The 25,429-nt window shown below is 60.6% G+C and carries 22 protein-coding genes and 1 riboswitch; of the genes, 16 read left to right on the top strand and 6 right to left on the bottom strand.

Annotated features, from left to right (window positions below):
- The first annotated feature begins 88 nt into the window (after window positions 1-88).
- Genes G9Q84_RS22305 through G9Q84_RS22275 form a run of 7 tightly spaced genes read left to right on the top strand, consistent with a single transcriptional unit; the run spans window position 89 to window position 8,181 of the window.
- Window positions 89-1,846 carry a carbamoyltransferase family protein gene (locus tag G9Q84_RS22305; RefSeq protein WP_095186089.1) on the top strand — a complete coding sequence of 586 codons (1,758 nt, stop codon included), beginning with the start codon at window positions 89-91 and terminating at the stop codon, window positions 1,844-1,846.
- A complete protein-coding gene (locus G9Q84_RS22300) occupies window positions 1,830-2,960 on the top strand; it encodes a glycosyltransferase (protein WP_181644105.1) in 1,131 nt (376 codons plus the stop codon). Before G9Q84_RS22305 ends, G9Q84_RS22300 begins: the two co-directional genes overlap by 17 nt.
- Window positions 2,960-3,856, top strand: coding sequence for an antimicrobial resistance protein Mig-14 (locus tag G9Q84_RS22295; RefSeq protein ID WP_032890397.1), 897 nt, complete (start codon window positions 2,960-2,962; stop codon window positions 3,854-3,856). Before G9Q84_RS22300 ends, G9Q84_RS22295 begins: the two co-directional genes overlap by 1 nt.
- Window positions 3,853-5,250 (top strand): PIG-L deacetylase family protein, encoded by a 1,398-nt coding sequence (locus G9Q84_RS22290; RefSeq protein ID WP_181644104.1) that lies wholly within the window; start codon window positions 3,853-3,855, stop codon window positions 5,248-5,250. The genes G9Q84_RS22295 and G9Q84_RS22290 overlap by 4 nt, the downstream gene beginning before the upstream one ends.
- A gap of 23 nt (window positions 5,251-5,273) precedes the next feature.
- Window positions 5,274-6,230, top strand: coding sequence for a glycosyltransferase family protein (locus G9Q84_RS22285; protein WP_095186086.1), 957 nt, complete (start codon window positions 5,274-5,276; stop codon window positions 6,228-6,230).
- Window positions 6,231-6,280: 50 nt separating this feature from the next.
- Window positions 6,281-7,045 (top strand): glycosyltransferase family 2 protein, encoded by a 765-nt coding sequence (locus G9Q84_RS22280; protein ID WP_181644103.1) that lies wholly within the window; start codon window positions 6,281-6,283, stop codon window positions 7,043-7,045.
- A 38-nt stretch (window positions 7,046-7,083) separates the two neighbouring features.
- Entirely contained in the window at window positions 7,084-8,181 is a 1,098-nt protein-coding gene (locus tag G9Q84_RS22275; RefSeq protein ID WP_181644102.1) for a glycosyltransferase, read from the top strand.
- Here G9Q84_RS22275 and G9Q84_RS22270 read toward each other — a convergent pair.
- On the bottom strand, window positions 8,170-8,736 hold the full coding sequence (locus G9Q84_RS22270; protein WP_177326457.1) for a BUD32 family EKC/KEOPS complex subunit: 567 nt from the start codon (window positions 8,734-8,736) through the stop codon (window positions 8,170-8,172). The genes G9Q84_RS22275 and G9Q84_RS22270 overlap by 12 nt on opposite strands.
- Window positions 8,737-8,883: 147 nt before the next feature.
- On the opposite strand from G9Q84_RS22270, the gene G9Q84_RS22265 reads away from it, so the two are divergent.
- The 6 genes from G9Q84_RS22265 (at window position 8,884) to G9Q84_RS22240 (ending at window position 15,795) form a co-directional block, all read left to right on the top strand.
- Complete coding sequence (locus G9Q84_RS22265; protein ID WP_122682092.1) at window positions 8,884-10,062, top strand: O-antigen ligase family protein; 1,179 nt, start codon at window positions 8,884-8,886, stop codon at window positions 10,060-10,062.
- A gap of 9 nt (window positions 10,063-10,071) precedes the next feature.
- On the top strand, window positions 10,072-11,880 hold the full coding sequence (gene msbA, locus G9Q84_RS22260) for a lipid A export permease/ATP-binding protein MsbA (protein WP_032890412.1): 1,809 nt from the start codon (window positions 10,072-10,074) through the stop codon (window positions 11,878-11,880).
- Between the two features lie 153 nt (window positions 11,881-12,033).
- Window positions 12,034-12,738, top strand: a complete 705-nt coding sequence (locus tag G9Q84_RS22255) for a sulfotransferase family 2 domain-containing protein (protein ID WP_181644101.1) — start codon at window positions 12,034-12,036, stop codon at window positions 12,736-12,738.
- Complete coding sequence (cysC, locus tag G9Q84_RS22250) at window positions 12,731-13,339, top strand: adenylyl-sulfate kinase (protein WP_122753861.1); 609 nt, start codon at window positions 12,731-12,733, stop codon at window positions 13,337-13,339. Before G9Q84_RS22255 ends, cysC begins: the two co-directional genes overlap by 8 nt.
- A gap of 103 nt (window positions 13,340-13,442) precedes the next feature.
- Window positions 13,443-14,867 carry a bifunctional D-glycero-beta-D-manno-heptose-7-phosphate kinase/D-glycero-beta-D-manno-heptose 1-phosphate adenylyltransferase HldE gene (hldE, locus tag G9Q84_RS22245; protein WP_032890418.1) on the top strand — a complete coding sequence of 475 codons (1,425 nt, stop codon included), beginning with the start codon at window positions 13,443-13,445 and terminating at the stop codon, window positions 14,865-14,867.
- Window positions 14,860-15,795, top strand: a complete 936-nt coding sequence (locus tag G9Q84_RS22240; RefSeq protein WP_095186081.1) for an NAD-dependent epimerase/dehydratase family protein — start codon at window positions 14,860-14,862, stop codon at window positions 15,793-15,795. The genes hldE and G9Q84_RS22240 overlap by 8 nt, the downstream gene beginning before the upstream one ends.
- A gap of 50 nt (window positions 15,796-15,845) precedes the next feature.
- Here G9Q84_RS22240 and G9Q84_RS22235 read toward each other — a convergent pair whose 3' ends face one another.
- The 4 genes from G9Q84_RS22235 to G9Q84_RS22220 are packed head-to-tail and all read right to left on the bottom strand — an operon-like array spanning window position 15,846 to window position 19,222.
- On the bottom strand, window positions 15,846-16,805 hold the full coding sequence (locus G9Q84_RS22235) for a hypothetical protein (protein ID WP_032890421.1): 960 nt from the start codon (window positions 16,803-16,805) through the stop codon (window positions 15,846-15,848).
- Window positions 16,806-16,846: 41 nt separating this feature from the next.
- Window positions 16,847-17,659 (bottom strand): aldo/keto reductase, encoded by an 813-nt coding sequence (locus G9Q84_RS22230; RefSeq protein ID WP_032890423.1) that lies wholly within the window; start codon window positions 17,657-17,659, stop codon window positions 16,847-16,849.
- Window positions 17,656-18,831, bottom strand: coding sequence for an NAD(P)/FAD-dependent oxidoreductase (locus G9Q84_RS22225; RefSeq protein WP_181644100.1), 1,176 nt, complete (start codon window positions 18,829-18,831; stop codon window positions 17,656-17,658). The genes G9Q84_RS22230 and G9Q84_RS22225 overlap by 4 nt, the downstream gene beginning before the upstream one ends.
- A 55-nt stretch (window positions 18,832-18,886) precedes the next feature.
- Window positions 18,887-19,222, bottom strand: a complete 336-nt coding sequence (locus G9Q84_RS22220; RefSeq protein ID WP_032890426.1) for a DMT family transporter — start codon at window positions 19,220-19,222, stop codon at window positions 18,887-18,889.
- A gap of 97 nt (window positions 19,223-19,319) precedes the next feature.
- Between G9Q84_RS22220 and G9Q84_RS22215 the strand changes: the two genes are divergently transcribed.
- Both G9Q84_RS22215 and waaA read left to right on the top strand, forming a co-directional pair.
- Window positions 19,320-20,210 carry a LysR family transcriptional regulator gene (locus tag G9Q84_RS22215; RefSeq protein WP_032890428.1) on the top strand — a complete coding sequence of 297 codons (891 nt, stop codon included), beginning with the start codon at window positions 19,320-19,322 and terminating at the stop codon, window positions 20,208-20,210.
- A gap of 23 nt (window positions 20,211-20,233) precedes the next feature.
- Window positions 20,234-21,511: a lipid IV(A) 3-deoxy-D-manno-octulosonic acid transferase gene (gene waaA, locus G9Q84_RS22210; RefSeq protein WP_181640332.1), complete on the top strand. Its 1,278-nt coding sequence runs from the start codon at window positions 20,234-20,236 to the stop codon at window positions 21,509-21,511.
- Window positions 21,512-21,633: 122 nt separating this feature from the next.
- Here waaA and G9Q84_RS22205 read toward each other — a convergent pair whose 3' ends face one another.
- Window positions 21,634-23,073: a TolC family outer membrane protein gene (locus G9Q84_RS22205; RefSeq protein ID WP_095186078.1), complete on the bottom strand. Its 1,440-nt coding sequence runs from the start codon at window positions 23,071-23,073 to the stop codon at window positions 21,634-21,636.
- 196 nt (window positions 23,074-23,269) lie between these two features.
- Window positions 23,270-23,375: riboswitch (TPP riboswitch) on the top strand.
- 147 nt (window positions 23,376-23,522) lie between these two features.
- Here G9Q84_RS22205 and thiC point away from each other — a divergent pair.
- Window positions 23,523-25,412 (top strand): phosphomethylpyrimidine synthase ThiC, encoded by a 1,890-nt coding sequence (gene thiC, locus G9Q84_RS22200; protein ID WP_181644099.1) that lies wholly within the window; start codon window positions 23,523-23,525, stop codon window positions 25,410-25,412.
- The last annotated feature ends 17 nt before the right edge of the window (window positions 25,413-25,429 follow it).

Genomic DNA, 25,429 nt, shown 5'->3' with positions numbered 1-25,429 from the left:
GCCCTTTAGCTGTTTCCTGCCCAGGTGGGAAGCACACTTTTTTCAGGCGCAACCCGCCTGCATGCAGACTAAAAGAGGCTAGACCCCAGTGGCATTGACGATTCTTGGCCTGTCCGGCGCCCTTAGCCATGATCCTTCCGCAGCCTTGTATATCGACGGCAAGCTGATCGCGGCCGCCGAAGAAGAGCGTTTCGTACGCGACAAACATGCAAAGAACCGCATGCCCTACGAATCGGCGAAGTTCTGCTTGGAACAGGCCGGTATCAAGCCTTCCGACGTTGACGTTGTAGCGATCCCGTTCGCCCCGATCAGCCTGTTCGGCGAGGCACGTTGGCACTACGCCAAGCGTTACTGGTACGCCCCGGACCGCGCCCTCGACGCGATCCTGATGGGCAACCGTCGCTACAAACGCTATCGCAACAAGATCGTCTGGTGCCTGGAGCAACTGGGCTTCGATCCGAAGAAAATCAAGATCGAACCGGTTGAACACCACCTGGCCCACGCTTCCAGCGCCTACCACTGCTCCGGCTTCCAGGAGAAGACCGCGATCCTCGGGATCGACGGCAAGGGTGAGTACGCCACCACGTTCTTCGGCTACGGCGAAAACGGCAAGATCCACAAGATCAAGGAGTTCTACGATCCGGACTCCCTCGGCGGCCTGTACGGCGCGATCACCGAGTTTCTCGGTTTCGAGATGCTCGACGGCGAGTTCAAGGTCATGGGCATGGCGCCGTACGGCGACGCCAGCAAGTACGACTTCTCGCGCCTGGCCTCCTTTGAGAACGGCGAGCTGGTGATCAACACCGACTACGCCAACGTCATCGGCCTGCGCCGGTATAAAGAGAAGGGCAAGGGCTTCTACTTCTCGCCAAAACTGATCGAGTGGCTGGGTCCGAAGCGCGAAGGCGACATCGCCGACGAGCCTTACATCCACTACGCCGCGAGCATGCAAGCGCTGTTCGAGAAACTGGCCTTGCAGATGATCGACCACTATCTGGGCGACATCCTCAAGGACACCGGCAAGCTGGCCTTCGCCGGCGGCTGTGCACTGAACGTCAAGCTGAACCAGAAGATCATTGCCCGCGACGACGTGAAAGAGCTGTTCGTGCAGCCTGCGTCCGGCGATGCCGGCACTGCGGTTGGCGCGGCGGCCTATGTGTCTCACGCCCGTGGTGTGCCGGTGGAGAAGATGGAGCACGTCTACCTCGGCCCGTCCTACAGCAACGAAGAGGTGATTGCTGCGTGCGCCAAGCACGAGAGCAAACCGGTGTGGCGCAAAATCGAAAACATGCCCAAGCGCATTGCCAAGATCATGGTCGATGGCAACCCCGTGGCCTGGTTCCAGGGCCGCATGGAGTTTGGCCCGCGTGCGTTGGGTGGTCGTTCGATCATCGGTTGCCCAAGCGCGACCGGCGTGGCTGACCGCATCAACCACCAGATCAAGTTCCGCGAGCGCTGGAGGCCTTTCTGCCCGTCGATGCTCGACACCGTGGCCCCACAGATGATCAAGGTCGATCACCCGGCGCCGTTCATGACCTTCACCTTTGAAGTGTCGGAAGAATGGAAGACCCGCGTACCGGAAGTGGTCCATGAAGATGGCACCTCCCGCGCCCAGGTGCTCAAGCGCGAATACAACCCGCGCTACTACGACATGATGAAAGAGCTCGAAGTGCTGACCGGCAACGGCGTGTCCCTGAACACCTCGCTCAACCGTCGTGGCGAAGCAATGATCTGCTCGCCGAAAGACGCGCTGGACATGTTCTTCGGCTCCGACCTGCAGTACCTGATCATGGAAGACATCCTGGTCGTCAAAGACGGCGTGGACCCTTATGACGCGCTCGGCTGACCGCCACGTCCTGCAGTTCTGCCATGGCTATGACGGGCCGTTCCTGGACTGCGCACGGCAGTACGCGAGTCTGTTCGCAGGCTCTGGCTACAAAGTGACCACGGTGTTTCTCACCGGGGTCGCTGACCCTGCTGTAGCGGCCGGGTGTGCGTCCGATGAAGTGTTGTTCATGGAGTTCAGCTCCAAAGCCATTCGTGGCTTGAAGCTGGGTGCCATCCGTGAACTGCGCAAGATCGCCGCGTCGCGCAATTTCAGCTTTTGTATCGCCCACCGGTTCAAGCCGATCTATATCGCCTTGCTTGGCACGCGGTTGCCGGTCATCGGCGTGCATCACGCGTTCGGTGATTACCTGCGCGGCAGCCGTAAGCTGTTTGCCGGGATCTTTCGCAAGCGCCTGAGCTTGCTGGGGGTTTCCGACGCTGTGCGTGATGACATGCGCCGCTGCCTGCCGGCCTGGCCCGCTGCGCGCATCCAGACGTTGTATAACCGCATTGATGTCGACGCGTTGCAGGCCATCCAGGTGCCTGTGGATGAGGCGCGCGATGCCTTGGGCCTGTCGCCGGATGAGTGGGTGGTCGGCAATGTCGGCCGCCTGCACCCGGATAAAGACCAGGCCACGCTGCTCAAGGGCTTTGCTCTGGCATTGCCGCACTTACCGGCCGAGAGTCGCTTGGCGATCCTTGGCACCGGGCGCCTTGAACAAGCGCTCAAGGATCAGGCTCGTGAGCTGGGGATTGCCGACAAGGTGCTGTTCCTCGGCCAGGTGCCGGATGCGCGTCGGTATTTCCGCGCATTCGATGTGTTTGCCCTGAGCTCCGATCACGAACCGTTCGGCATGGTGCTGCTTGAGGCCATGGCGGCCGGCGTACCGTTGCTGGCCACGGCCTGTGGCGGCGCGAAGGAAGTGGTCGAAGGCGTCGGTATTCTGTTTCCCTTCGGCGACGCCGAACATCTCGCGCAGGGGCTGCGGCACCTGGCCGGGATGGATCAGCACCAGCAACGGCAGTGTGCCGAGATGATGCTGGAACGCCTGCATACGCGTTTCTCGGATCAGGCGGTACGCGATACCTTCTGGCAACTGCCGCACGTTATTGAACTGACCGCGGGGGCTTGATGCTCAATCGATTTCAAGGCTGGCGCGAGCGCGGCTGGTCCGTCGTCGACGCGCGTGCGTACAACGACGCCTGGCAACGTTTTGGCGGCAGTGTCGCGACCCATCCTCAAGTGATCGAACGTCTGGCCGGGTTGGCCGATATCCCGGTGCGTTACCTGGCCTGGGAGCAGGGCGGTGAACTGCAGGCGTGCATCGCCACCTGGGGCCGCGACCTTGCGTTGTCCAAGGACGTACTCAAACAAAAGGGCAAGAAAGGCCTGTTTGACTTGGGTAACGCCGAGTTGATCCTGCCGGCCGCCGCGAACACCCAGGCGCCGTTGCGCCACCGCGCACGCTACCTGTCGGTCCTGAACGAAGGCCGTTTCAGCGGCCTCAAGCCCCAGGCCGAGCAACTGGCCATGGCCCGCACCCCGGAAGAACTGTCGAAGAAATTCCGCTATAACCAGCGCCGCGAACTGCGTTTGCTTGAAGAGGCAGGCGGTGTCGTGCGCCCTGTCAGTGAGTTTTCCAGTCAGGAATTGGCCGCGATCTACTGCGATCTGTTCCTGCGCCGCTGGGGATTTGTCGCCACGGGCGCCGAGCGTATGGCTGAAGTGATCGAGCTGTTGCGCGAGTGGCTGATCGGCTCGGTTATTTTTCTCAACGATGCGCCCATCGCTGTCCAGTTGGTGTACCGGGTCGAATCGCCCGAGTGGATCAGCGTGGAGTACGTCAACGGCGGTGTCGACCCTGAAACCCGCGCGTTCAGCCCGGGCAGCGTCCTGAGTTTCCTCAACACCCAAAGCGCTTGGGAACAGGCGCGTGAAGTCGGCAAGCCGCTGCGCTTTTCCTTCGGGCGTGCCGACCGTGAGTACAAGGACCGTTGGTGCAACCCCGTGCCGGTGCTGACCGTATGAGCCGCAAACAACAATTGCTCAAGCGCCATCGGCGCAACAAACGTGTCGCCGTATTGATCGGCCTGTTGCTGCTGGTGGTGATCGGTGTCTGGGTTGCCTGGTGGCTGCCGCTGGTACTCGGAGTGCTGGCCTGGATCGCCCATGAGGCGTGGTTTGCCGACCATTTGTTTTATGCCCCCGGCGAAGACTATCAATACCGTTTTTCGGCGGAAGCCGAAGTGGCTGGGGTTCGCTTCGAAGGCGGGCAGCTGCGGGTTGATTCACCCCTGCAAGCCGATGCGACCTTGGTATTGGCCATCAAGATCAAGAGCGGTTGGTTAGGTCGCTTTCTGGATCCGGCCGTTGAGATTACAGGCGGTGACAGCACTGATCGCCAGGCTTTCGAGCGCGGTGTGAACGGCATTCGTTATCTCAATCTCAGCGGTCTGGCGCCCGCCCTGGCGGCGGGCGAGCTGCGTTTGCGCGGTCGCTTTTGCACGTTGCACGGCGCGCCCCGGTTGTGGGCCTGGGGTAATCCGGAGTATTCAAAACAGCGGGTGATGGTCATCGCGCCCCATGCCGACGACGCCGAGCTGGCCGCTTTTGGCTTATACAGCCGGGCTGAAAAACCGTGGATCGTGACCCTCACCGCCGGTGAAATCGAAGCCGAGCATTATCAGCAAATGGGTCTGGACCCGGTCGAAGCCTCGCGTACCAAGGGCCGCCTGCGCGCCTGGGACAGCATTGCCGTGCCGCTTTGGGCCGGTGTGCCGCAGGCGCATTGCGTGCAGTTGGGCTACTTCTGCCTGCAACTGCCGGCGATGCGCGCAACGCCTGATCAGCCAGTGGCCTCGCGCGAAGCTGAGCTGTCGGATATCCGCCTGTTTCGCCAGTTCAATCCGTTCCCGTTGCCGGCGGATGTTGACGGCCTGCCGACCTGGAACAACCTGCTGGCCGATCTGCGCCAGTTGCTGCTGACGGCACGTCCCGAAGTGATCGTATTGCCGCATCCATTGCTCGACCCTCACCCAGACCATATCTGCGCGCAGCAAGCGGTGGTCGAGGCGTTGCAAGGGTTGGAATGGCAGCCGACCGTCGTACTGGGTTACGCCAACCATCTGCATGACAACGACCGCTGGCCCATGGGTGACGCGGGCGCCGGTATTGCCTTGCCGCCGCTGTTCGACGATACGCTTGAGCTACGCCCGTGCAGCCTGCCACTGTCGTTGGCGCAGCAGCGTGACAAAGCCATGGCGCTGGGCATGATGCATGACCTGCAGCCCGCTCCGCCGTTCAAGCGGCGTATGCGCCGCTGGCTGCAGCGGGTGTTGGCGGGCCGGGCGCGGTCGCCTTATGGTGAGAACGAATTTTTCCGCAAGGCCGTACGACGGCATGAGTTGTTCTGGCGTTTGTGAAGGCATTTGTGAAAGGGAAAGTCATGAAAGTTTTATTTCTGGTGCAGAAAGAGCAGCGTGCGATTCTGGATCGCTTGTACGAAGGCATTGCCGAGCACTGCGAGTGTGATACCCGCTGGCTGAGCAGTGATGAGCAGCGCAACCTGCGCGGTTACTTCAAGCGCGAAGTCGACGTGACGCGCTATGACCGCATCGTGTTCTTCCTGCGCTTCAAGCAGGAAATCCGCCAGGCCGGGTTCATCCGTACGATCCCGAATCTGGTGATCCTCGAACACGATGCCTACCAGAACTACATTCCCTGCAAGTACACCGGTAAATTCAGTGCCCACTACCGTCGTTTGCCGTGGGCACGGGTGATCAGCTCGGGCCACATGGTGACCGAGCGCCTGCGTGCCGAAGGCTTTGATGCGGTGTTTGTGCCCAAGGGTTACGACCAGGCGCTGTTGCAGCCCCAGGGGCTTGAGCGCGACATCGAGCTGGCATTTGTCGGCAGCACCAACAGCGTGGCCTATAGCGGACGCAAAGCGCTGCTCGATGAGTTGGCACGGGTTGAGCCTTTGGTGGTCACGCGCACCAAGTCGGGTGAGGAGTACTGCGCGACCCTCAACCGGATTCGCTTTTTCGTCAGCGCCGACGTGGGCATGGGCGAGTACATGATCAAGAACTTCGAAGCCATGGCCTGCGGGTGTGTGCTGCTGGCGTTTGACCAAGGGGCTGCGGAGAACGAGGCCCTTGGCTTCAAGGACATGGTCAATGTGGTGTTCTACAAGGACATTCCACAGTTGCAGCAAAAGCTCTCGCAACTGCGCGCCAACCCGCAACTGGCTGCAGAGATTGCGCGCAACGGGCAAGACCTCGCCGTCAGCCAGTTCAGCTTTGCGCGCATCGGGCAGCGTATTGTCGAAGCCCTGAAGCCGCCGTTGCGGCCGCGTGCTCCACTGAGTTTGCTGGAAACGCTGCGCCTGAAACTGGGCGTGTGACATCGGACGCATGGCAGCCAATGATGGCTAAACAACCTATCGAGACTTGAATGCAATTCTCCGATCAGAGCGACATAACCCTCGTCGTGACCAGTTGCGGCCGCTTCGATTTGTTGAAGCGTACGCTTGAGAGCTTCGACCTGTTCAATACCGCAGACATACGCGAAGTCTTCATTACTGAAGACTCTGGCGTTGAAGCGGTACGTCTCGCGATTCCCGAGCACTGGCACAGTCATTGCACTTTTTTGATCAACCGTCCGAAGCTTGGGCAACTGGCTTCCATCGACCTGGCCTATGGATCGGTCAAAACCCCCTACATCTTCCATTGCGAAGATGACTGGGCGTTTTACCGGCCTGGGTTTGTCGAAGATTCCAAGGTGGTGCTGGAGCAGCGTCCCGATATCCTGCAAGTCTGGTTGCGTAACTTTGTCTACGATTTGCAGGTGCACAGCCCCTATATCCACCGTGGGCCACGCGAGGTGATTGGTGGCGTACCGTGTTATCCGTTGTTGTCTGAGAAACCTGAATGGCAGGGGTTTTCTCTCAACCCCGGCCTGCGGCGTATCAAGGAATACTGGTTGTGCGCACCTTACGCCGGGTTCGAGGGTGAGAAGGGGCTTTCCAAGCGGTACGCCCAGTTGAATCTGCCTGCCGTTACCCTGGAAGGCGATGCGGTGTTGCACACTGGCTTTGGCTTGCATGTGTCGACATCAGAAGAGCGCGCGACCAAAGCACGGCGTAAGCGCAGAGAGCGGGTGAAGCTGGCAGTCATGCTGAGCCTGGGGCTGGTTATCGGGTGGGCGATTCCCTGGTAATTCCAACACGCGACAACAACGCCTCATAAGGTTTTGCGATGAGTATTCTCAACATCATGTGGGCCGGTGGTTCTGCATTTGCTTCGGTGCAGAAGGTTCATCGGCAGATACTGTCCCGCGCCGACAGCGGCGTACCGATTCACACCTGGTTGCTTCAAGGCAGTGCTGATTCGAGTGACGGCCTGGTTGAACAGGCCGTGGAGTGGAACCTCTCTTCCGCCAGGCTCAAGGGGCGGCACCTCTGGAAATGGTTGATGCCCTTGATGCGTGCACGCTTCCAGAAGGCCCTGCCTGAGGATGTACAGGTTGTGCTTCTTGATGGGGTCGGTGTTGCGCGGGTGCTTTTGCCCGTGCTCAAGCGTTTGCCAAACGTGCGTGCGGTGGTGATTTTTCATGGTGCCACGCGCTTGCGGCGTGCTGATCAACAGTTGTTCGATCAATTCCCGGCGTCCCAACTGACGCTGACGGCCGTCTCGAAAACCCTTGCACACTCGCTGGAGCGTTCTCTGCAACGGCCAGTGACGGTGCTGCGCAGCGCCTTTGACCCGGCCGCTTTTCGCGCTGCGGCGCTTTCCCGTGAGCAGGCGCGATCCCGTCTGGGCTTGCCGTTGTCTGCCACTCCCGTAGTGGGTGCGGTTGGTCGACTGGTAGACGGCAAGGGGTTTGCCTGTTTGTTGGAGGCCTTTGCCCGTGCGGCGGCTGATCAGCCCGATGCGCGCCTGGTGATCCTCGGCGAAGGGCCAGCGAGGCCCGGGCTTGAGGCACGTATCGCAGCGCTTGGCTTGCAGGACCAAGTGTCGCTGCCTGGGCATCTGCCTGATGCGGCCAGCCTTTACCGGGCGTTTGACTGGGTTGCCATCCCTTCGACGGAAGAAGGCCTGGGGTTGATTCTGCAAGAGGCGGTGATGGTCGGCGTGCCCGTACTGACCAGTGAACTGGCAGTGTTCCGCGAGCAACTGGGGGATGCCGGTTGGTACGCCCCGGCAGACAATGCCGCGTTTTGGGGCGAGCTCCTGACCCGCGCGTTCGCGAGTTCGGGTGAGGAGGTTGTCGAGGCTCAGTTGCGGGCGTTGGCGCCGGAGCAAGCCTGGAATGAATTCAGTGAAACCACCCGGCGTCTGTTCTCATGCACCTAGCAGCGCTTGCTCCAGTGCCTGCATTGGAAAGCGTTCGTTCAGCTTCTCGCGCGCAATATAGCGGGCGAAATGCTGCAGGTTGCGCCGCGCCAGTGCCGGGCTCAACGGCGCGCGCAGGAAGCGCATGTCTGCTACGTCGATCAGGCCCATCTGGTTGTCCGGCGTGACGACGATATTGCCCAGGTGCAGGGAGCGAAAGTAGATGCCGGCAGTGTGCAAGCGGCGAATCAGCGCCACCAGCGGGTCCAGGTTCTGCTCCCAGTCAAAGCCTTCTTTGTTGGCAATCTGGCGCAGTGTCTCGCCCGGCAGCGGGCTATACAGCACAGCGGTCATGCCTGCAGCGTCCAGTTGGAAGTACTCAAGGACGGTCAGGGTTGGAATACCGCGTTCTTGCAGCTTGACCGCGTTATCGATGAAGCGCTTGGAGTAGGGGCGCAACAGTGCCGACGAAAAAAAACGTTTACGACGAAACAGTTTAAGAATGTTCCCGTCCGTCAGCAGGTAGACTTTGGGCCCGTAGCTGTCCTTTTCCAGGATTCTGGCGCCTTCAATCATCGTGTTTAGCGTGGTTTGGGGGAGCCTTGAACATTGCATCGTCGGAAAGCCTTGTTGGAGTCACGGGCACAGTGGTCGGCAATGATGCCGAAAGTTTTTAGTTTTAACCATGCCAGGTTGGCAGGTTGGCCGTATTAGGAGCGGGTGATGCAAGCAGGTCGTTGGGCGCGCGGATGGATGTGTTTTGGGTTGTTGTGGTTTTTGCTGGCGATAGCGTTCGCGCCGACCAACAAAGTTTATCAACAGGGGCTGGCGCTCTTTCTGTGGCTGCCGGCGCTGGTGTTTGCCTGGTCTGCCCGTGAGCAACTCAAACAAGTCTGGCGCGCTCAGCGCTGGATCTGTCTGGCACTCGCCGCGCTGGCGGCATGGGGCTTGATCAGCCTGTGGTGGACCAATGCCGAAGACGGCTCCCGCGAGGCCAAGCGCCTGCTCTATATCGGCGTGTTCCTGTTGTTCTTTCCGATACTCGCCGAAGCACAGCCCCAGCGCGTGATTCGTTTGATGCAGTGGGGAGGCTTTGGTCTTGCCTTGTCGTCGCTGCTGGCCATGATCAAGTTCTATGGCATGGAAGGGAACGTTTGGTACGCGCGTCTTGAAGGGCTGGGTCAGTTGTCTCACCCGATCCTGGGCGCGTATGTGATTGGTCTGGCTGCCGTGTGGTTGCTGCACTGGATGCCGCGTGAGCGCTGGATGCAAGTGGCCTGCATGGCGGCGATCGGCTTGCTCGGCCTGTTTGTAGTAGCCAGCCAAAGCCGCGGCGCCGCATTGGCCCTGTTTTTGAGTGTGGTGGCCATGCCGCTGTGGTGCCGAGACCGGCGCAGCACCCTGATTGCCATTGCGTCAGTGGTGGCGGCAGTGCTGGTATTCCTGTCGATGCAGTCGTTGATGCTATCCCGTGGCGCGTCCTTCCGGCCGCAGATTTTTATGGCAGCGATGCAGATGATTAGCGAGCGTCCCTGGACGGGCCTGGGCCTGGGTGGTGATTACAACCTGTTCTGGGGGGACTACCGTTTCGATCACTCCCACAACCTCTTCACCCATGTGACCATCGAGTTGGGCCTGCCAGGCCTGATCCTGTGGTCGGCGGTATGGTTCGGCGTGCTGTGGCAAGCCTTGAAAATGCGCGACACCCCTTACGGCAAGGGCATTATCGGCATGTGGGTGTTCTCGTCCCTGGCGATGCAATTCGATGCGGCAAGCCTCACAGGCACTCCTCGGGCCGAGTGGTTCATCACCTGGTTGCCGGTTGCGCTGGCCAGTGTTTTGGTCTGGGCGCGGGCCAAACCCGACGTGTGTGATAAAGTTCGCGTCCTACCCAATCAGTGAGCTCGACACATGAGTGACGCACCGCCCAAAGCGGACCAGGAATCCAGCCTGAAAATTTATTTCCGGCTGCTGGGCTATGTGAAACCGTACCTCGGCATGTTCCTGCTGAGTATCGTGGGCTTCGTGATCTTTGCTTCGACCCAGCCAATGCTCGCCGGGATTCTCAAGTACTTCGTGGATGGCTTGAGCAATCCCGATGTGGTGTTCCTGCCCAAGGTTCCGTTTTTCAAGGACCTGAAGTTGCTGATGGCCGTGCCGCTGCTGATCATCCTGATCGCCGCGTGGCAAGGCCTCGGGTCTTTCCTGGGCAACTACTACCTGGCCAAGGTTTCCTTGGGGCTGGTGCATGACCTGCGGGTCCAGCTGTTCAACAAGCTATTGGTGCTGCCTAACCGCTACTTCGATACCCATAACTCGGGGCACCTGATCTCACGCATCACCTTCAACGTGACCATGGTCACCGGCGCTGCCACGGATGCGATCAAGGTCGTGATCCGCGAAGGCCTGACGGTGGTGTTCCTGTTCGGTTACCTGCTGTGGATGAACTGGAAACTGACCCTGGTGATGCTGGCGATCCTACCGCTGATCGCAATCATGGTCGGCAGCACCAGCAAGAAATTCCGCAAGCAGAGCAAGAAGATCCAGGTGGCGATGGGTGACGTGACCCACGTCGCCTCCGAGACCATCCAGGGCTACCGTGTGGTGCGCAGCTTCGGTGGCGAAGACTATGAACAGCGTCGCTTTGCCGCCGCCAGCCAGGGCAACACCGACAAGCAATTGCGCATGAACAAGACCGGTGCGGTCTATACGCCGATGCTGCAGCTGGTGATCTACACAGCGATGGCCGTGTTGATGTTCCTGGTACTGCTGTTGCGCGGTGACGCCACGGCAGGCGATCTGGTTGCCTACATCACCGCGGCGGGCCTGCTGCCCAAGCCGATCCGCCAGTTGTCGGAAGTCAGCTCGACGATCCAGAAAGGCGTGGCGGGTGCCGAGAGCATCTTCGAACAGCTGGATGAAGTGCCTGAAGTCGACGGCGGTACCGTGGAGCGTGATCGCGTCAGCGGTCGCCTGGACGTGCGCAACCTGAGCTTCACTTACCCAGGTACTGAACGCGAGGTGCTCAAGAACATCAGCTTCAGCGCAGCCCCTGGGCAGATGATCGCTCTGGTTGGCCGCTCAGGCAGCGGCAAGTCGACCCTGGCCAGCCTGATCCCGCGTTTCTACCATCATGAAACCGGGGAAATCCTGCTGGACGAGGTCGAGATTGAAGACTACCGCCTGCGCAACCTGCGCCGGCATGTAGCCCAGGTTACCCAGCACGTGACTCTGTTCAACGACACCGTGGCCAACAACATCGCCTATGGCGACCTGGCCGACGCGCCGCGTGCCGACATCGAGAAAGCTGCGGCGGATGCCTACGCCATGGACTTCATCTCGGAGCTGCCAAAAGGCCTGGACACCGAGGTCGGTGAAAACGGCGTGCTGCTCTCCGGTGGTCAGCGCCAGCGTCTGGCAATCGCCCGGGCCCTGCTGAAAAATGCCCCGCTGCTGATCTTGGATGAGGCGACATCGGCGCTGGATACCGAGTCCGAGCGGCACATTCAAGCTGCGTTGGATAAGGTCATGAAAGGTCGCACCACCCTGGTGATCGCGCACCGTTTGTCCACTATCGAGAAAGCCGACCTGATTCTGGTGATGGACCACGGTGAAATTGTCGAGCGTGGTACGCATGTCGAACTGCTCGCCAAAGGCGGCTACTACTCGCGGTTGCATGCGATGGGGCTGGACGAGCCGGTCGCGAACAACATCACCTGATCCGACGGGGCGCGCAATGCGCCCCGTTGTTTGTATCGAGTTCCTTACAGGGCTTGACCAAAGCCAAATAATTCGTTGCCTATCGTTTGTTATGTTGGCCTTCTCGATTCGAATGACGAACGAGAGGGCTAACCTTCTTGCGTGGGTAATGGAATGTTGCAACGTCTGTTCTGGAAAATGCTTCCCAAGCACCAGAGGGTGTTTCTGCTGGGGCGTTTGTCGGTGGTTGACCGTCAGGCGGTGAACAAATCCCTGTCTGGGGTGACCACCCTTAATCCCGCGTTCGAGCGACACAAGTGCGTGTTTATCCATGTGCCAAAATGCGCCGGCAGCAGCGTGTGCTCGGCGCTTCTTGATGGCCGCTGGCCGGGGCATCTGCCGTATTACTGGTATCAGCAGCAGTTTCCCGAACACTGCCAGCGCAGTTTCAAGTTTGCCTTTGTGCGTGACCCGCTGGAGCGGGCTTACTCGGCCTACACGTACTTGCGCGGCAACCACATGGGTGCCCGCGACGTGCAAGCCCAGGCACTGGTCAGCAGCTACCGTGACTTCGACCAATTTGTGGCCGGCTGGCTGCACCCGGACAACCTGCGCCGCCAACTGCATTTCGCGCCCCAGACCGACTTTCTGGTTGATCACCTGGGCGGGATGGCTATGGATTTTCTCGGCCGTCAGGAATCGCTGGAACAAGATTTCCAGCACCTGTGCGAGCGCCTCGGCGTGACCTCATCTATGCCACATCTGAATGTTTCACTGGGGCGGCGCAGCGAGCCGGTCAGGGCGTTCTGCTCGGTGCGTACGCGCCGTTTGGTCAGGCGCGCCTATCAGCGTGATTACGAGGTGTTGGGTTATGAATAACCAGTCGCTTGCCAGTGGGTCCGCTGCCATTCGTCCCTTTGCCCTGTCGTTGTCGGCGGCGGCACGGGCGGCGCTCAAGCATCAACAGCCGTGCTGCCTGTGGTTGACGGGGTTGTCCGGTTCCGGCAAGTCGACCCTGGCCAATGCCCTTGAGGTGCAACTCAACGAGCAGGGCCGGCACACCTTTGTGCTCGATGGCGATAATTTGCGCACGGGGTTGTGCAATGACTTGGGCATGAGCGATGCGGCGCGCAAGGAAAATATCCGGCGCATTGGCGAAGTAGCGCGGTTGATGGTCGATGCGGGATTGATTGTGATTGTGTCAGCGATCTCGCCGTTCAGCGTCGACCGAGCAACCGCCAAGGCGCTGTTCGGGCCGGGGCAATTCTTTGAGGTTTACGTTAGCACGCCGTTCGACGTGTGTGCTCGGCGTGACCCCAAGGGCTTGTACCGAGCGGCGTTGGATGGGCGTATCAAAGCGTTCACCGGTTTGGACAGCCCCTATGAAGCGCCGAGCGCGGCTGACTGTGAGATCAATACCGATGAGGTCGAGCTGGCCGATGCCGTTGAGCATATCTTGGCGGTTTTGTTTAAAAAATAACCAGTTTTGGCGCATGGCGCATTGCGGATAAAGCTCTCGAACTAGGCAGCGCTCACCCTGTGCTAATATCGCGCCCCTGTTCATTTTGTATGTGGGTTGCTCCATGAAGTTGTCCATGCCGCGATTCGATCAAGCCCCTGTCTTGGTGGTCGGCGATGTCATGCTCGACCGTTACTGGCATGGCGGTACCTCACGGATTTCCCCTGAGGCGCCGGTACCGGTAGTCAAGGTCGAGCAAATCGAAGACCGTCCGGGTGGCGCTGCCAACGTTGCCCTCAATATTGCCGCCCTCGGCGCCCCGGCCTCCCTGGTGGGTGTGACCGGCGACGACGAAGCCGCCGACAGCCTGGCCAACAGCCTGCGCGGTGCTGGTGTGCGTGCGCTGTTCCAGCGCATTGCCCACCAGCCGACCATCGTCAAGCTGCGGGTCATGAGCCGGCACCAGCAGTTGCTGCGTATCGATTTCGAAGAACCCTTCGCCACCGACGCCTTGGCCCTCAGTGGGCAGGTCGACGAGTTGCTCGAAGGCATCAAGGTGCTGGTGCTGTCCGACTACGGCAAAGGCGCATTGAAGAATCACCAAGTGCTGATCCAGGCCGCCAAGGCCAAGGGCATCCCGGTGTTGGCCGATCCCAAGGGCAAGGACTTCTCGATTTATCGGGGCGCCAGCCTGATCACGCCGAACCTCAGCGAGTTCGAAGCCATCGTCGGCGGTTGTGCCGATGAGCACGAACTGGTGACCAAAGGCGCGGCACTCATGGCCGATCTCGACCTCGGTGCCTTGCTGGTGACCCGTGGAGAGCACGGCATGACCCTGCTGCGTCCAGGCCACCCGCCGATGCACCTGCCGGCGCGGGCCCGTGAAGTGTTCGACGTCACTGGCGCCGGAGACACCGTGATTTCTACCCTGGCCGCTTCCATCGCGGCCGGCGAAGAGCTGCCTCACGCCGTGGCCCTGGCCAATCTGGCGGCGGGCATCGTGGTCGGCAAACTGGGTACCGCTGCCATCAGCGCACCTGAGCTGCGCCGCGCCATCCAACGCTCCGAAGGCTCGGAGCGCGGTGTGCTGACCATCGAGCAATTGCTGCTGGCGATTGACGACGCTCGCGCGCATAACGAAAGCATTGTGTTCACCAACGGCTGCTTCGACATCCTGCACGCCGGCCACGTGACTTACCTGGAGCAGGCGCGCGCCCAAGGCGATCGCCTGATCGTTGCGGTCAACGACGACGCTTCGGTCAGCCGCCTGAAAGGCCCTGGCCGTCCAATCAACAGCGTCGACCGGCGCATGGCCGTGCTGGCTGGGTTGGGAGCAGTGGACTGGGTGATCAGTTTCCCTGAAGCGACCCCGGAAAATCTGCTGGCTCAGGTCAAGCCGGACGTTCTGGTCAAGGGCGGCGACTATTCCGTCGACCAGGTGGTCGGTGCAGATATCGTCAGCGCCTACGGCGGCAAGGTCAAAGTGTTGGGTCTGGTTGAGAACAGCTCGACCACGGCGATTGTCGAGAAGATCCGCAATAATGAGTAAGGCTGATCCGTTGGTTCTGATCACCGGTGGCGCGGGCTTTATTGGCTCGCACCTCGTGGATGCCTTGCTAGCTAAGGGCTACGCGGTGCGTGTGCTGGACAACTTGTCCACAGGCAAACGCAGCAACCTGCCGTTGCACAACCCGCTTGTCGAGCTGCTCGAAGGTGATGTCGCCGATGCCGGGCTGGTGGCGCGTGCCGCTGTTGGCGCAACGGCGGTGGTGCACCTGGCGGCGGTCGCGTCCGTGCAGGCCTCGGTGGATGATCCAGTCAGCACGCACCAGAGCAATTTCGTCGGTACCCTGAATGTCTGCGAAGCCATGCGCAAGGCAGGCGTCAAGCGCGTGGTCTTTGCATCCAGCGCAGCGGTGTATGGCAACAACGGCGAAGGTGCTTCGATTGACGAAGAGACTACCAAGGCGCCGTTGACGCCCTATGCGTCCGATAAGCTGGCCGGCGAGCACTACTTTGATTTCTATCGCCGCCAGCATGGTCTGGAGCCGGTGATTTTCCGCTTCTTCAATATCTTCGGGCCGCGCCAGGACCCGTCGTCGCCATACTCCGGCGTGATCAGTATCTTCAGCGAACGTGCACAGCAGGGTTTGCCGATTGCCGTGTTTGGCGATGGCGAGCAAACCCGCGACTTTATGTACGTGGAAGACCTGGTTGACGTGTTGGTGCAGGCGATCGAAGCGCCGCAGGCTCCTTTGGGGGCGATCAACGTGGGCTGGAACCGTACCACTACGCTCAAGCAAGTGCTGCAGGCGCTGGAAGAAGCGGTGGGCTCCTTGCCATCCGTGACTTACGGGCCGGCGCGGTCGGGGGATATTCGGCATTCACGGGCGAACAACCAGCGGTTGTTGGCGAGTTTCACGTTGCCGGAACCTACCCCGCTGAAAGTCGGCCTGGAACGACTGCTTAACGGCTAACCCCAATCTAATGTGGGAGTGGCAATCCCTCTCCCACATTAGATTGCAGTTTAGCCCTTGGCCTTTTTCTTCGGCACGATCTTGCGCAACACGCGCCGCGCCAATCCCTTCAACTTCGACTCCTTCTCCGGCTCCGCCAGACCTTGCTGTCTCAGCCAATCCTTCCAGCGAATGCGCTCTTCCCGCACCAGCCAGCCTTCCTGCTGGGCGAAGCTTTCCGCCAGGTACAAACCCCGCGTACTGGCCGGGTACAGTTGGTCTTTCTTCACGGTGTACAACTCGGGAAGGGGCTGGCCGTCTTTTAGCGGCATCAGGTACAAGTCCGGACGCTTGCGGTCCAGGCGCGCGACCAACTGGTCGCCTTCCAGGCGCTCATCCACATGGAACAGGCTCAGCGACTTGGCTTCCTTCGGCACTTCCAGGCGAAGGTCGTAGATCAATTGCAGCGATGCCGTGGGCAAATGCACATAGGCCCGTGGTCGTTCGATCAACTGGGTGGTGGCGCAACGCACCGGGCGGGCCGCACCGGATAGCGGGCTCAGGCGAAACGGCAGCGCTTCGCGGTAATGCAGCGCCGCGGAGTAGGGCGCCGGCAGCCAGGTGTCATTGAAGCGCCCGCCGAGCCAGCCTTCGGGTGTTTCCAGCAGGCACTCTTCAGCAATCTCCTGGATGGCGGTGTGCAGTGGCAGATTCAGCTCGTGGGCCGGGACGTAGCCGGAGATCAGCTTGAGCACCACATCACCACGGTCCTGGCGACGCTGGCGCACCAGCACCCAGTAATCGCGGTTTTGCCAGTGCAGGGTCAAGCGTACCGACACGCCGAGGTTGGCCAGTTCCAGCACGAAACGTTCCGAGTCTGCCACCTCCACCGGCTTGCGCCGTTGCAGGGTCTGGGCGAAGTTGAGCGGCATGCCCACGCTCTGATAGCTCAGGCCTTCAGGGGTGGCTTCGACGTGCAGCGGCAGTGTTTTAAAGTTGCTGGGGTTTTTTCTTATGAGCGTTCGCGGCATGTCGGCTCCTTTTTGCGACGGGGTCGGCCGCGTGGGCGGCATCAGAGTTGACGAATGACCTTGGCAGCGGTCGCCACGTTATGGGCCAGGTGCAGCGGATTAATGGTCCCGACAATAGCACTGGCGACGCCGGTTTGCGCAAACAACAGCATGAAACTGGCATGTATTGGATCCATTCCGGGCTCCAGGCAAACGTGGCCGCTGGCCAGTGCCTTTTTGACCAAGATGCCCTTGCCATGGGCCGCTGCATAATCAATGACGGCTTTCTCCGCCTGTTCGTTCAAATTGTAGGTGACCATCGCGCAATCACCCTGTTCCAGAGCCTTCACGCCGCCTTCGACGGTTTTGCCGGAGAAGCCGAAACCGCGAATCTTGCCCTCTTTTTTCAGCTCTGCGAGGGTCTGGTAGACCTCGCACTCGTTGAGGATGTGCAGGTCGTTACCATCGGAATGCACCAGCACCAGGTCGATAAAATCCGTTTCAAGTCGTTTCAAGCTGCGCTCAATGGACAGCCGAGTGTGGGCGGCACTGAAATCGTGCTGGGAGACACCATTTTCGAACTCTTCGCCTACCTTGCTGACGATCACCCAATCCTTACGTTGGTCGCGTAACAGCGGCCCCAGGCGTTCTTCGCTGCGCCCATAAGCCGGCGCGGTGTCGATCAGGTTGATGCCAAGCTGACGAGCTTGGCGCAGTAGCATTCGCGCTTCGTCGTCATCCGGAATCTGGAAACCGTTGGGGTATTTAACACCCTGGTCACGGCCCAGCTTGACGGTGCCCAGGCCCAGCGGCGATACCAGAATGCCGGTGCTGCCCAAAGGGCGATGCAGGTCGTGCAAAGTTGGCAGGCTCATGGTAACAGTTGCTCCCAAGCTGGAACGCCGAGGGCGGGTTTTGGCAGGTCCGGCAGCGGTTCAACTGCGCTTGGGCGGATGCCGTCACGTTCGAGGCTGTTAATTACGCGATCGGCGAAGTCAGGCGCCAAGGCCAGTTTGGTCGGCCAGCCCACCAGCAGGCGACCTTCGTCGGCGACAAAGGCGTTGTCGGGACGGCTGAGGCCTGATTGCAGCGGTTCGGCGCGGTCGACGCGCAGAGTGGCCCAGCGGGTTTGGCTCATGTCGATCCAGGGCAGCAATTGCGCGAGTTCTTTCTGGGTGGTGGCGATTTGTTCCTCGGGCGTACGTGCAACGCCGTCGGCCTCGGCAATATCACCGCCCATGTACCACACCCAGTTGCCATCGGCAGCCGGGTGGGTGGTCACGGTGATACGTGGCTTGGTGCCGCCGCCCAGGCAGTGGGCGTACAGCGGCTTCAGGCCTGGGCCTTTGGCGATGATCATATGCAGTGGACGTTTTTGCATGGCCGGATTGTTCAGGCCAAGGGTGCTCAGCAGTTCAGCGGTGCCGCCGCCAGCGCTCAAGACAATGCGCTGGGCGCGGATTTCACGGCCATCCACCTTCAAGCCCACCAGCGTGTTGGCGTCCAGCAGCGGTTCGATATGTTGACCTGCAAGCAAGCCGTCACCGGCAAGCTGCGCGAGGCGTTCGATCAGGCTTGGTACATCAACCACCAACTCGGCCAGGCGATACACCTTGCCCTTGAAGCGGCGGTCTTGCAGCGCCGGTGGCAGGTCGTCGCCCTTGACCTGATCGACACGGCCACGCACGGCCTTGCTGGCAAAAAAACTGGTGAGGTTGCCGGCGAGGGTGCCGGGGGACCACAGGTAATGGGCTTCGGACAGCAAACGCACGCCCGACAGGTCCAGTTCGCCGTTGCCCGCCAAGGCTTCACGCCAGCGGCGCGGCATGTCGGCAATCGCTTCGGAGGCGCCGGTAAGGGCGCCATGAAGGGCGTATTTCGCACCGCCGTGAATAATCCCCTGGGACTTCACGCTTTGCCCGCCACCCAAGGTGGCGCTCTCCACCACCACCGTGGAAAACCCCTGGCGGCGCAGCCGCGCATTCAGCCAGAGGCCGGCAACCCCGGCGCCGACAATCAGAACGTCGGTGGAAATAACGGATGGCATGGGCGACCTCAGTGTTCAAGACAAGAGGCGCAGTATACAGGCTGTTGAGTAGCGGTCAGTGCCCGGCGGTTTTCGAGAACAACTGGATGACCACCACGCCCAGCACAATCAGCCCCATCCCCAGCATCGCCGGGACATCCAGCTTCTGCCCATAGATAAACAGCGCCGCGATACTGACCATCACGATACCCATCCCGGCCCACACGGCGTAGGCCACACCCACCGGCACTGTGCGCACCACCAGCGTCAGCATCCAGAAGGCCACGCCGTACCCGACGACTACCAGCAACAACGGGATCGGCGTGCTCCAACCCTTGATGGCTTTCATCGAGACGGTAGCGATCACTTCCGAGCAAATGGCGATAGCCAGGTAGTAGTAGGCAGGGTTCATGGCGTCAATCCTCGGTGTACAGCGCACTTGATAAGGTCGGCATTTTAGGGCTTTACCAGATGGGGTAAAGTCATTACCTATCCGATTTGAAGATGGGTTGGCCATGCAGTGGAATCTTGAACAGATGCGTCTATTTGTCGACGTCGCCGAGCAGCGTTCGTTTTCAGCGGTGGCGCGTGGGCAGCGCAAGGCGCAATCGGCGGTAAGCAATGGGATTGCATTGCTGGAAGCGGACTTGGGGGTGAGCCTGTTTGAGCGTAGCAGCGGGCGCCAGCCGCGCCTGACTGAAGCCGGTAGCGTGTTGCTGGAGGAAGCACGCGAAGTGTTGCGCCAATGTGAGCGGCTCAATGGCCGCGCGCTGTCATTGACCCGTGGTGAAGAAGCCTGCCTGCGATTGGCTCAGGACGAGGCGATGTTGTTCCAGCCGGTGCTCGATAGCCTTGAGGCGCTGGCGGTGCAATACCCGTTGCTGGAAGTGCAACTGTCCAGTGCCGCCCAAGGCGACGTGGCGCGCAAATTGGTGGAGCGCAAGGCAGACCTGGGCCTGTTGTTCTATCACGACCAGATTCCCGAGGCCCTTGAGCGGCGCGTGGTGGGCAGTGTGGAAATGGTCACCGTCTGCGGCGTGAACCATCCGCTGGCCAAGGACGGGTACGTGACGTGCCAGCGCTTGGCCCAGTACCGGCAGCTGTTGATGTCGACTCAGACCAGTGTCTACCCCGGCAGCGAAGCAGCCAGTCCGCTGGTGTGGCGCGCCGACAGTTTCTACGTATTGGCCGAATGGCTGATGAGTGGGCTGGGCTGGGCCTGGTTGCCGCGGCATATCGTGCAATACCCGACCTATCAGCAACAAATGGTGGAGCTGGACAGCGAATGGACGCCGCCGGCCCTGGTGGTGGAGCTGGTATGGCGTCGCGACGAGCACCTTGGGCCTGCTGCGCGTTTCCTTGCCGAACGTTTTGCCGAGTGCCTGCGGGCGATTGATTGAAAAAGTGGATAAACTCCGCCGCCATGAATAGAACTCTCTACAGCTGTCTGTTTTACCTGGCGCTGCCGTTGGTGGCTTTACGTCTGTGGCTGCGCGCGCGCAAGGCACCGGCCTACGCCAGGCGCGTGGGCGAGCGGTTTTCCTATGGCTTGCCGGTGATGCAGCCTGGCGGAATCTGGGTGCATGCCGTGTCAGTGGGCGAAAGCATTGCCGCTGCGCCGATGATCCGTGGGCTGCTGGAGCGTTATCCACAGCTGCCGATCACCGTCACTTGCATGACGCCCACCGGTTCCGAGCGGATCCAGGCGTTGTTCGCCAACGAGCCGCGTATCCAGCACTGCTATTTGCCCTATGACTTGCCGTGCGCCGCCAAGCGTTTTCTCGATCGCGTGCAGCCCAAGCTCGCGGTGATCATGGAAACCGAACTGTGGCCCAACCATATCCACGCCTGCGCCCAGCGCGGAATTCCGGTGGCGCTGGCCAATGCGCGGCTGTCGGCGCGCTCTGCCAAGGGCTATGGGCGTTTCGCCAAGCTGACGGCGCCGATGCTGGCTGAAATGAGCTTGTTTGCTGTGCAGACGCAAACCGAGGCCCAACGTTTCTTGAGCCTGGGCGCGCGGCCGGAGACTGTGGAAGTGACCGGCTCTATCAAGTTCGACCTGACCATCGACCCGCAGCTACTTGAGCGTGCCGCCGCCTTGCGCGAGCAATGGGGCGCCAGCGAGCGTCCCGTGTGGATCGCCGCCAGTACTCACGAAGGTGAAGATGAAGTGGTGTTGGCCGCTCATCGTCAGTTGCTCAGCCACTATCCCAACGCGTTACTGATTCTGGTCCCGCGTCATCAGGAACGCTTCGGCCCGATGTTCGAGCTGTGCAAGCAGCAAGGATTTGCCACGGTGCGCCGTTCTACAGGCGAGCCCGTAAGCGCACAAACTTCAGTGCTGCTCGGCGATACCATGGGCGAGTTGCTGTTTCTCTACGCCCTCGCCGACAGCGCCTTCGTCGGCGGCAGCCTGGTGGCGACCGGTGGGCACAATCCTCTGGAGCCGGCGGCACTGGCCAAGCCGGTGATCATGGGGCCCCATGTGTTCAACTTCCTCGAAATCACCGCGATGATGCGCGAAGCGGGTGCGTTGCGTGAGGTGGATGACGCTGAAGGGTTGGCCGAAGCCGTGCGACAGCTGTTCGAACTGCCGCAGGATGCGCGCAAAATGGCGCAGGCGGGGCTCAAAGTGATGCAGGCTAATCAGGGCGCGCTGAAGCGGTTGCTGGATGGTTTGGGCCGATTGATCGCTCGCTGACCCAGCGCCGATCCAAAGGTGGGAGGGCGCTTGCTTCTGATAGCAGAGTGTCAGTCAAAACGACTGACCTGAAAGATTGCTATCGGGAGCAAGCCCCCTCCCACAGTTGTTTTGTCGTGTGCTCAGTATCCCGGGCGGGCCTTGAGTTGTTCGGCAGCGGCCTTGGCGAGGTCCGGCGGCAGGAAGTCCTTGTCCGGGTTGTAGTCCGCCTTGAGGTAGCGTGCCAGGTCTTGCAAATCCCCAGGGTTCAAGGTGCCCGCAGCCTGCTTCAAACGCAGGTTGTCGAGGATGTAGTCGTAGCGGCTGTTGTTGTAGTTGCGCACCGACGAGTAGAGCTGGCGCTGTGAATCCAGCACGTCGACGATATTGCGCGTACCCACCTGGTAACCGATTTCCGTGGCTTCCACCGCGCTCTGGTTAGAGATGATCGACTGGCGGCGCGCTTGCACCTGCTCCACATCGGTGTTCACCGCGCGGTGCAGGTTGCGCGTATTTTCCACCACCTGGCGGCGCAGGCCCTCGCGCTGCTGCTCGGTCTGGCCCAGGCGTGAGTAGGACTCACGCACTTGCGAGCTGGTCAGGCCGCCGCTGTACAGCGGGATACTCAGGCGCAGGCCGATGGTGCGCTGCTCGACGTCGCCGCGATACGGCGTGCCGAAAGCATTCGGGTTGCTGAAACCGAGCGCGTCGTTGTCGCCTTTTTCGTATTGCGCCACTGCGTCCAGAGTCGGCGCATGACCGGCCTTGCGCTGTTTGAGGGTTTCTTCAGCGGCGGTGACGGCGTAGTTGCTGGCCAACAGATTCAGGTTTTGGCGGCCAGCGGTTTCGACCCACGCTTTGGCGTCGTTCGGCAGCGGCGGCAACACCGGCAACGTGTGCACGATGCCTTGGATCGAGTTGTATTGGCGGTTGGTCAGCGTAATCAGCGCTTCAAAGGCGTCTTCCACCTGGCGTTGAGCCAGGATCCGGTTGGCGCGAGCGGTGTCGTAGCTGGCCTGGGATTGCAGCACGTCGGTCTTGTCCGACAAGCCCACATCGAAGCGCTCGTTGGACTGGTCCAGTTGGCGCTTGAATGCATTTTCTTCGGCCTTGGTGGAGGCCAGGTTGTCCTGGGCGCGCAGCACGGCGAAGTAACTTTCGGCGCTCTGCAGAATCAGGTTCTGTTCGGTGGCCGACAGTTGCAATGCGGCCTGCTCGTTGACGGCTTCGGCGGCTTGTAGCTGGAACCAGCGGTCGGCGCGGAACAGTGGCTGGCTCAAGGTCGCGCGCCAGGAATGGGCGTCACGGTTGGCGGTGGCCGAGGGCGTGTCGATCTGGGTGCGCACATTGTTGATATCGGCACCAGCCGACAGATTCGGCAGCAGCCCGGCGCGGGCCTGGGGTACCACTTCTTTTTGCGCACCGTATTGGGCACGGGCGGCGGCCAGGTCGGCGTTGTTATCCACCGCTTCCTGATAGACGCTGACCAGATCGGTTCTGGCAGACAAGGGCGCTTCAGCTGCCCAGACCATTCCGTTGGTCGCACAAGACACGGCAACAGCCAGTGAAAGTTTGCGCAGCATGAGGCGATCCCTAGTGTGAATATTACGGCGATAATTTAGCGCCCAAGGCTACGGCTGGTCATTTCTGGCGTCAAGCCTTGAGGCGGCATCCGAGTGTAGTGGCGCGACCCCGGCACAACAATCCTGTAATTGCGCCATTCATCACGCTGAATGCTCCACTGTTGGCAATTTGCCCACGCCATGGTCTAGACTGGCCGCGTTCTTGTCGGGGTGCCTTGTTGGAAGGCTGAGATCGGTAAATACCGGATCCCGTTGAACCTGATCAGGTTAACGCCTGCGTAGGGAACAAGATTTCTCGTCACCCGGCGAGTCCTCTTGTGCTTCGTCCGGGATGCTGTTCGACAATCGAACAGTCCTCGTGCGCCAAGCACAGCACTGGTTTCAGTGCGTCCATCCGTCACAGGTTCGCTCCGACAAAAATCCACCGCCTGGATAAGTTGGAGCCCGTGATGACTACAAAACTAAAAAACACTGTGCATTTAAGTGAATCGGCCAAGGTCGACTCCGGCTCTGTGCAGCCGTTTACCCGCTCGCAAAAAATCTACGTGCAAGGCACTCGCCCGGACATTCGTGTGCCGATGCGTGAGATCAGCCTGGACGTGACCCCTACCGACTTTGGCGGTGAAATCAACGCGCCCGTGATGGTCTATGACACCTCCGGCCCGTACACCGACCCCAATGTGATCATTGATGTGCGTAAAGGCCTGGGCGATGTGCGCTCGCCGTGGATCGAAGTGCGCGGCGACACCGAGCGCCTGTCCGGCCTCAGCTCGCATTTCGGCCAGCAGCGCCTGAGCGATGCCGAACTGACCGCACTGCGCTTTGCGCATGTGAAAAATCCGCGCCGCGCCAAGGCCGGCGCCAACGTCACCCAGATGCACTACGCGCGCAAAGGCATCATCACCGCCGAGATGGAATACGTCGCCATCCGCGAAAACATGAAGCTCGAAGAAGCCCGCGCCAGCGGTCTGTTGGACCAGCAACACGCCGGCCACAGCTTCGGTGCCAGCGTGCCGAAAATCATCACCCCCGAGTTTGTGCGCGAAGAAATCGCCCGTGGCCGCGCAATTATCCCGGCGAACATCAACCACACCGAGCTGGAACCGATGATCATCGGCCGTAACTTCCTGGTGAAGATCAACGGCAACATCGGCAACAGCGCCCTGGGTTCGTCCATCGAAGAAGAAGTGGCGAAACTTACCTGGGGCATTCGCTGGGGCTCGGACACGGTGATGGACCTGTCCACCGGCAAGCACATCCACGAAACCCGCGAGTGGATCATCCGTAACTCCCCAGTGCCAATCGGCACCGTGCCGATCTACCAGGCCCTGGAAAAAGTCGGCGGCGCCGCCGAAGACCTGACTTGGGAGCTGTTCCGCGACACCTTGATCGAACAGGCCGAGCAGGGCGTCGACTACTTCACCATCCACGCCGGCGTGCTGCTGCGCTACGTGCCGCTGACTGCCAAGCGCGTCACCGGTATCGTGTCCCGTGGCGGTTCGATCATGGCCAAGTGGTGCCTGGCGCACCACAAAGAGAACTTCACCTATACGCATTTCGACGAAATCTGCGAAATCATGAAGGCCTATGACGTCAGCTTCTCCCTCGGCGACGGCCTGCGCCCCGGCTCGATTGCCGACGCCAACGACGCCGCGCAGTTCGGCGAGCTGGAAACCCTGGGTGAACTGACCAAAACCGCTTGGAAGCACGACGTGCAAACCATGATCGAAGGCCCCGGCCACGTACCGATGCAGTTGATCAAAGAGAACATGGACAAGCAGCTGGAGTGCTGCGACGAGGCGCCGTTCTACACCCTCGGGCCACTGACCACCGACATCGCGCCGGGTTACGACCACATCACCTCCGGTATCGGTGCGGCGATGATCGGTTGGTTCGGTTGCGCCATGCTGTGCTACGTCACGCCCAAGGAGCACCTGGGCCTGCCCAACAAGGATGACGTGAAGACGGGGATCATCACCTACAAGATCGCCGCCCATGCCGCCGACCTTGCCAAAGGCCACCCGGGCGCGCAGATCCGCGATAACGCCTTGAGCAAGGCGCGCTTCGAGTTCCGCTGGGAAGACCAGTTCAACCTCGGCCTTGACCCTGATACCGCGCGCTCCTATCACGATGAAACCCTGCCGAAGGACTCGGCCAAGGTCGCGCATTTCTGCTCGATGTGCGGGCCGAAATTCTGCTCGATGAAAATCACCCAGGAAGTGCGTGAATACGCGGCCAACCAGCGCATTGAAGCGGTGGATGTGGACGTGGCCAAGGGCTTGGCGGAGCAGGCAGAGCGGTTCAAGCAGGAAGGTAGTCAGCTTTATAAGAAGGTCTGATCCGAGGTTGCAGGTGC

This window comes from Pseudomonas sivasensis (assembly GCF_013778505.1).
Lineage (GTDB): Bacteria > Pseudomonadota > Gammaproteobacteria > Pseudomonadales > Pseudomonadaceae > Aquipseudomonas > Aquipseudomonas sivasensis.
This window is presented reverse-complemented; position numbering and strand designations above follow the sequence as displayed.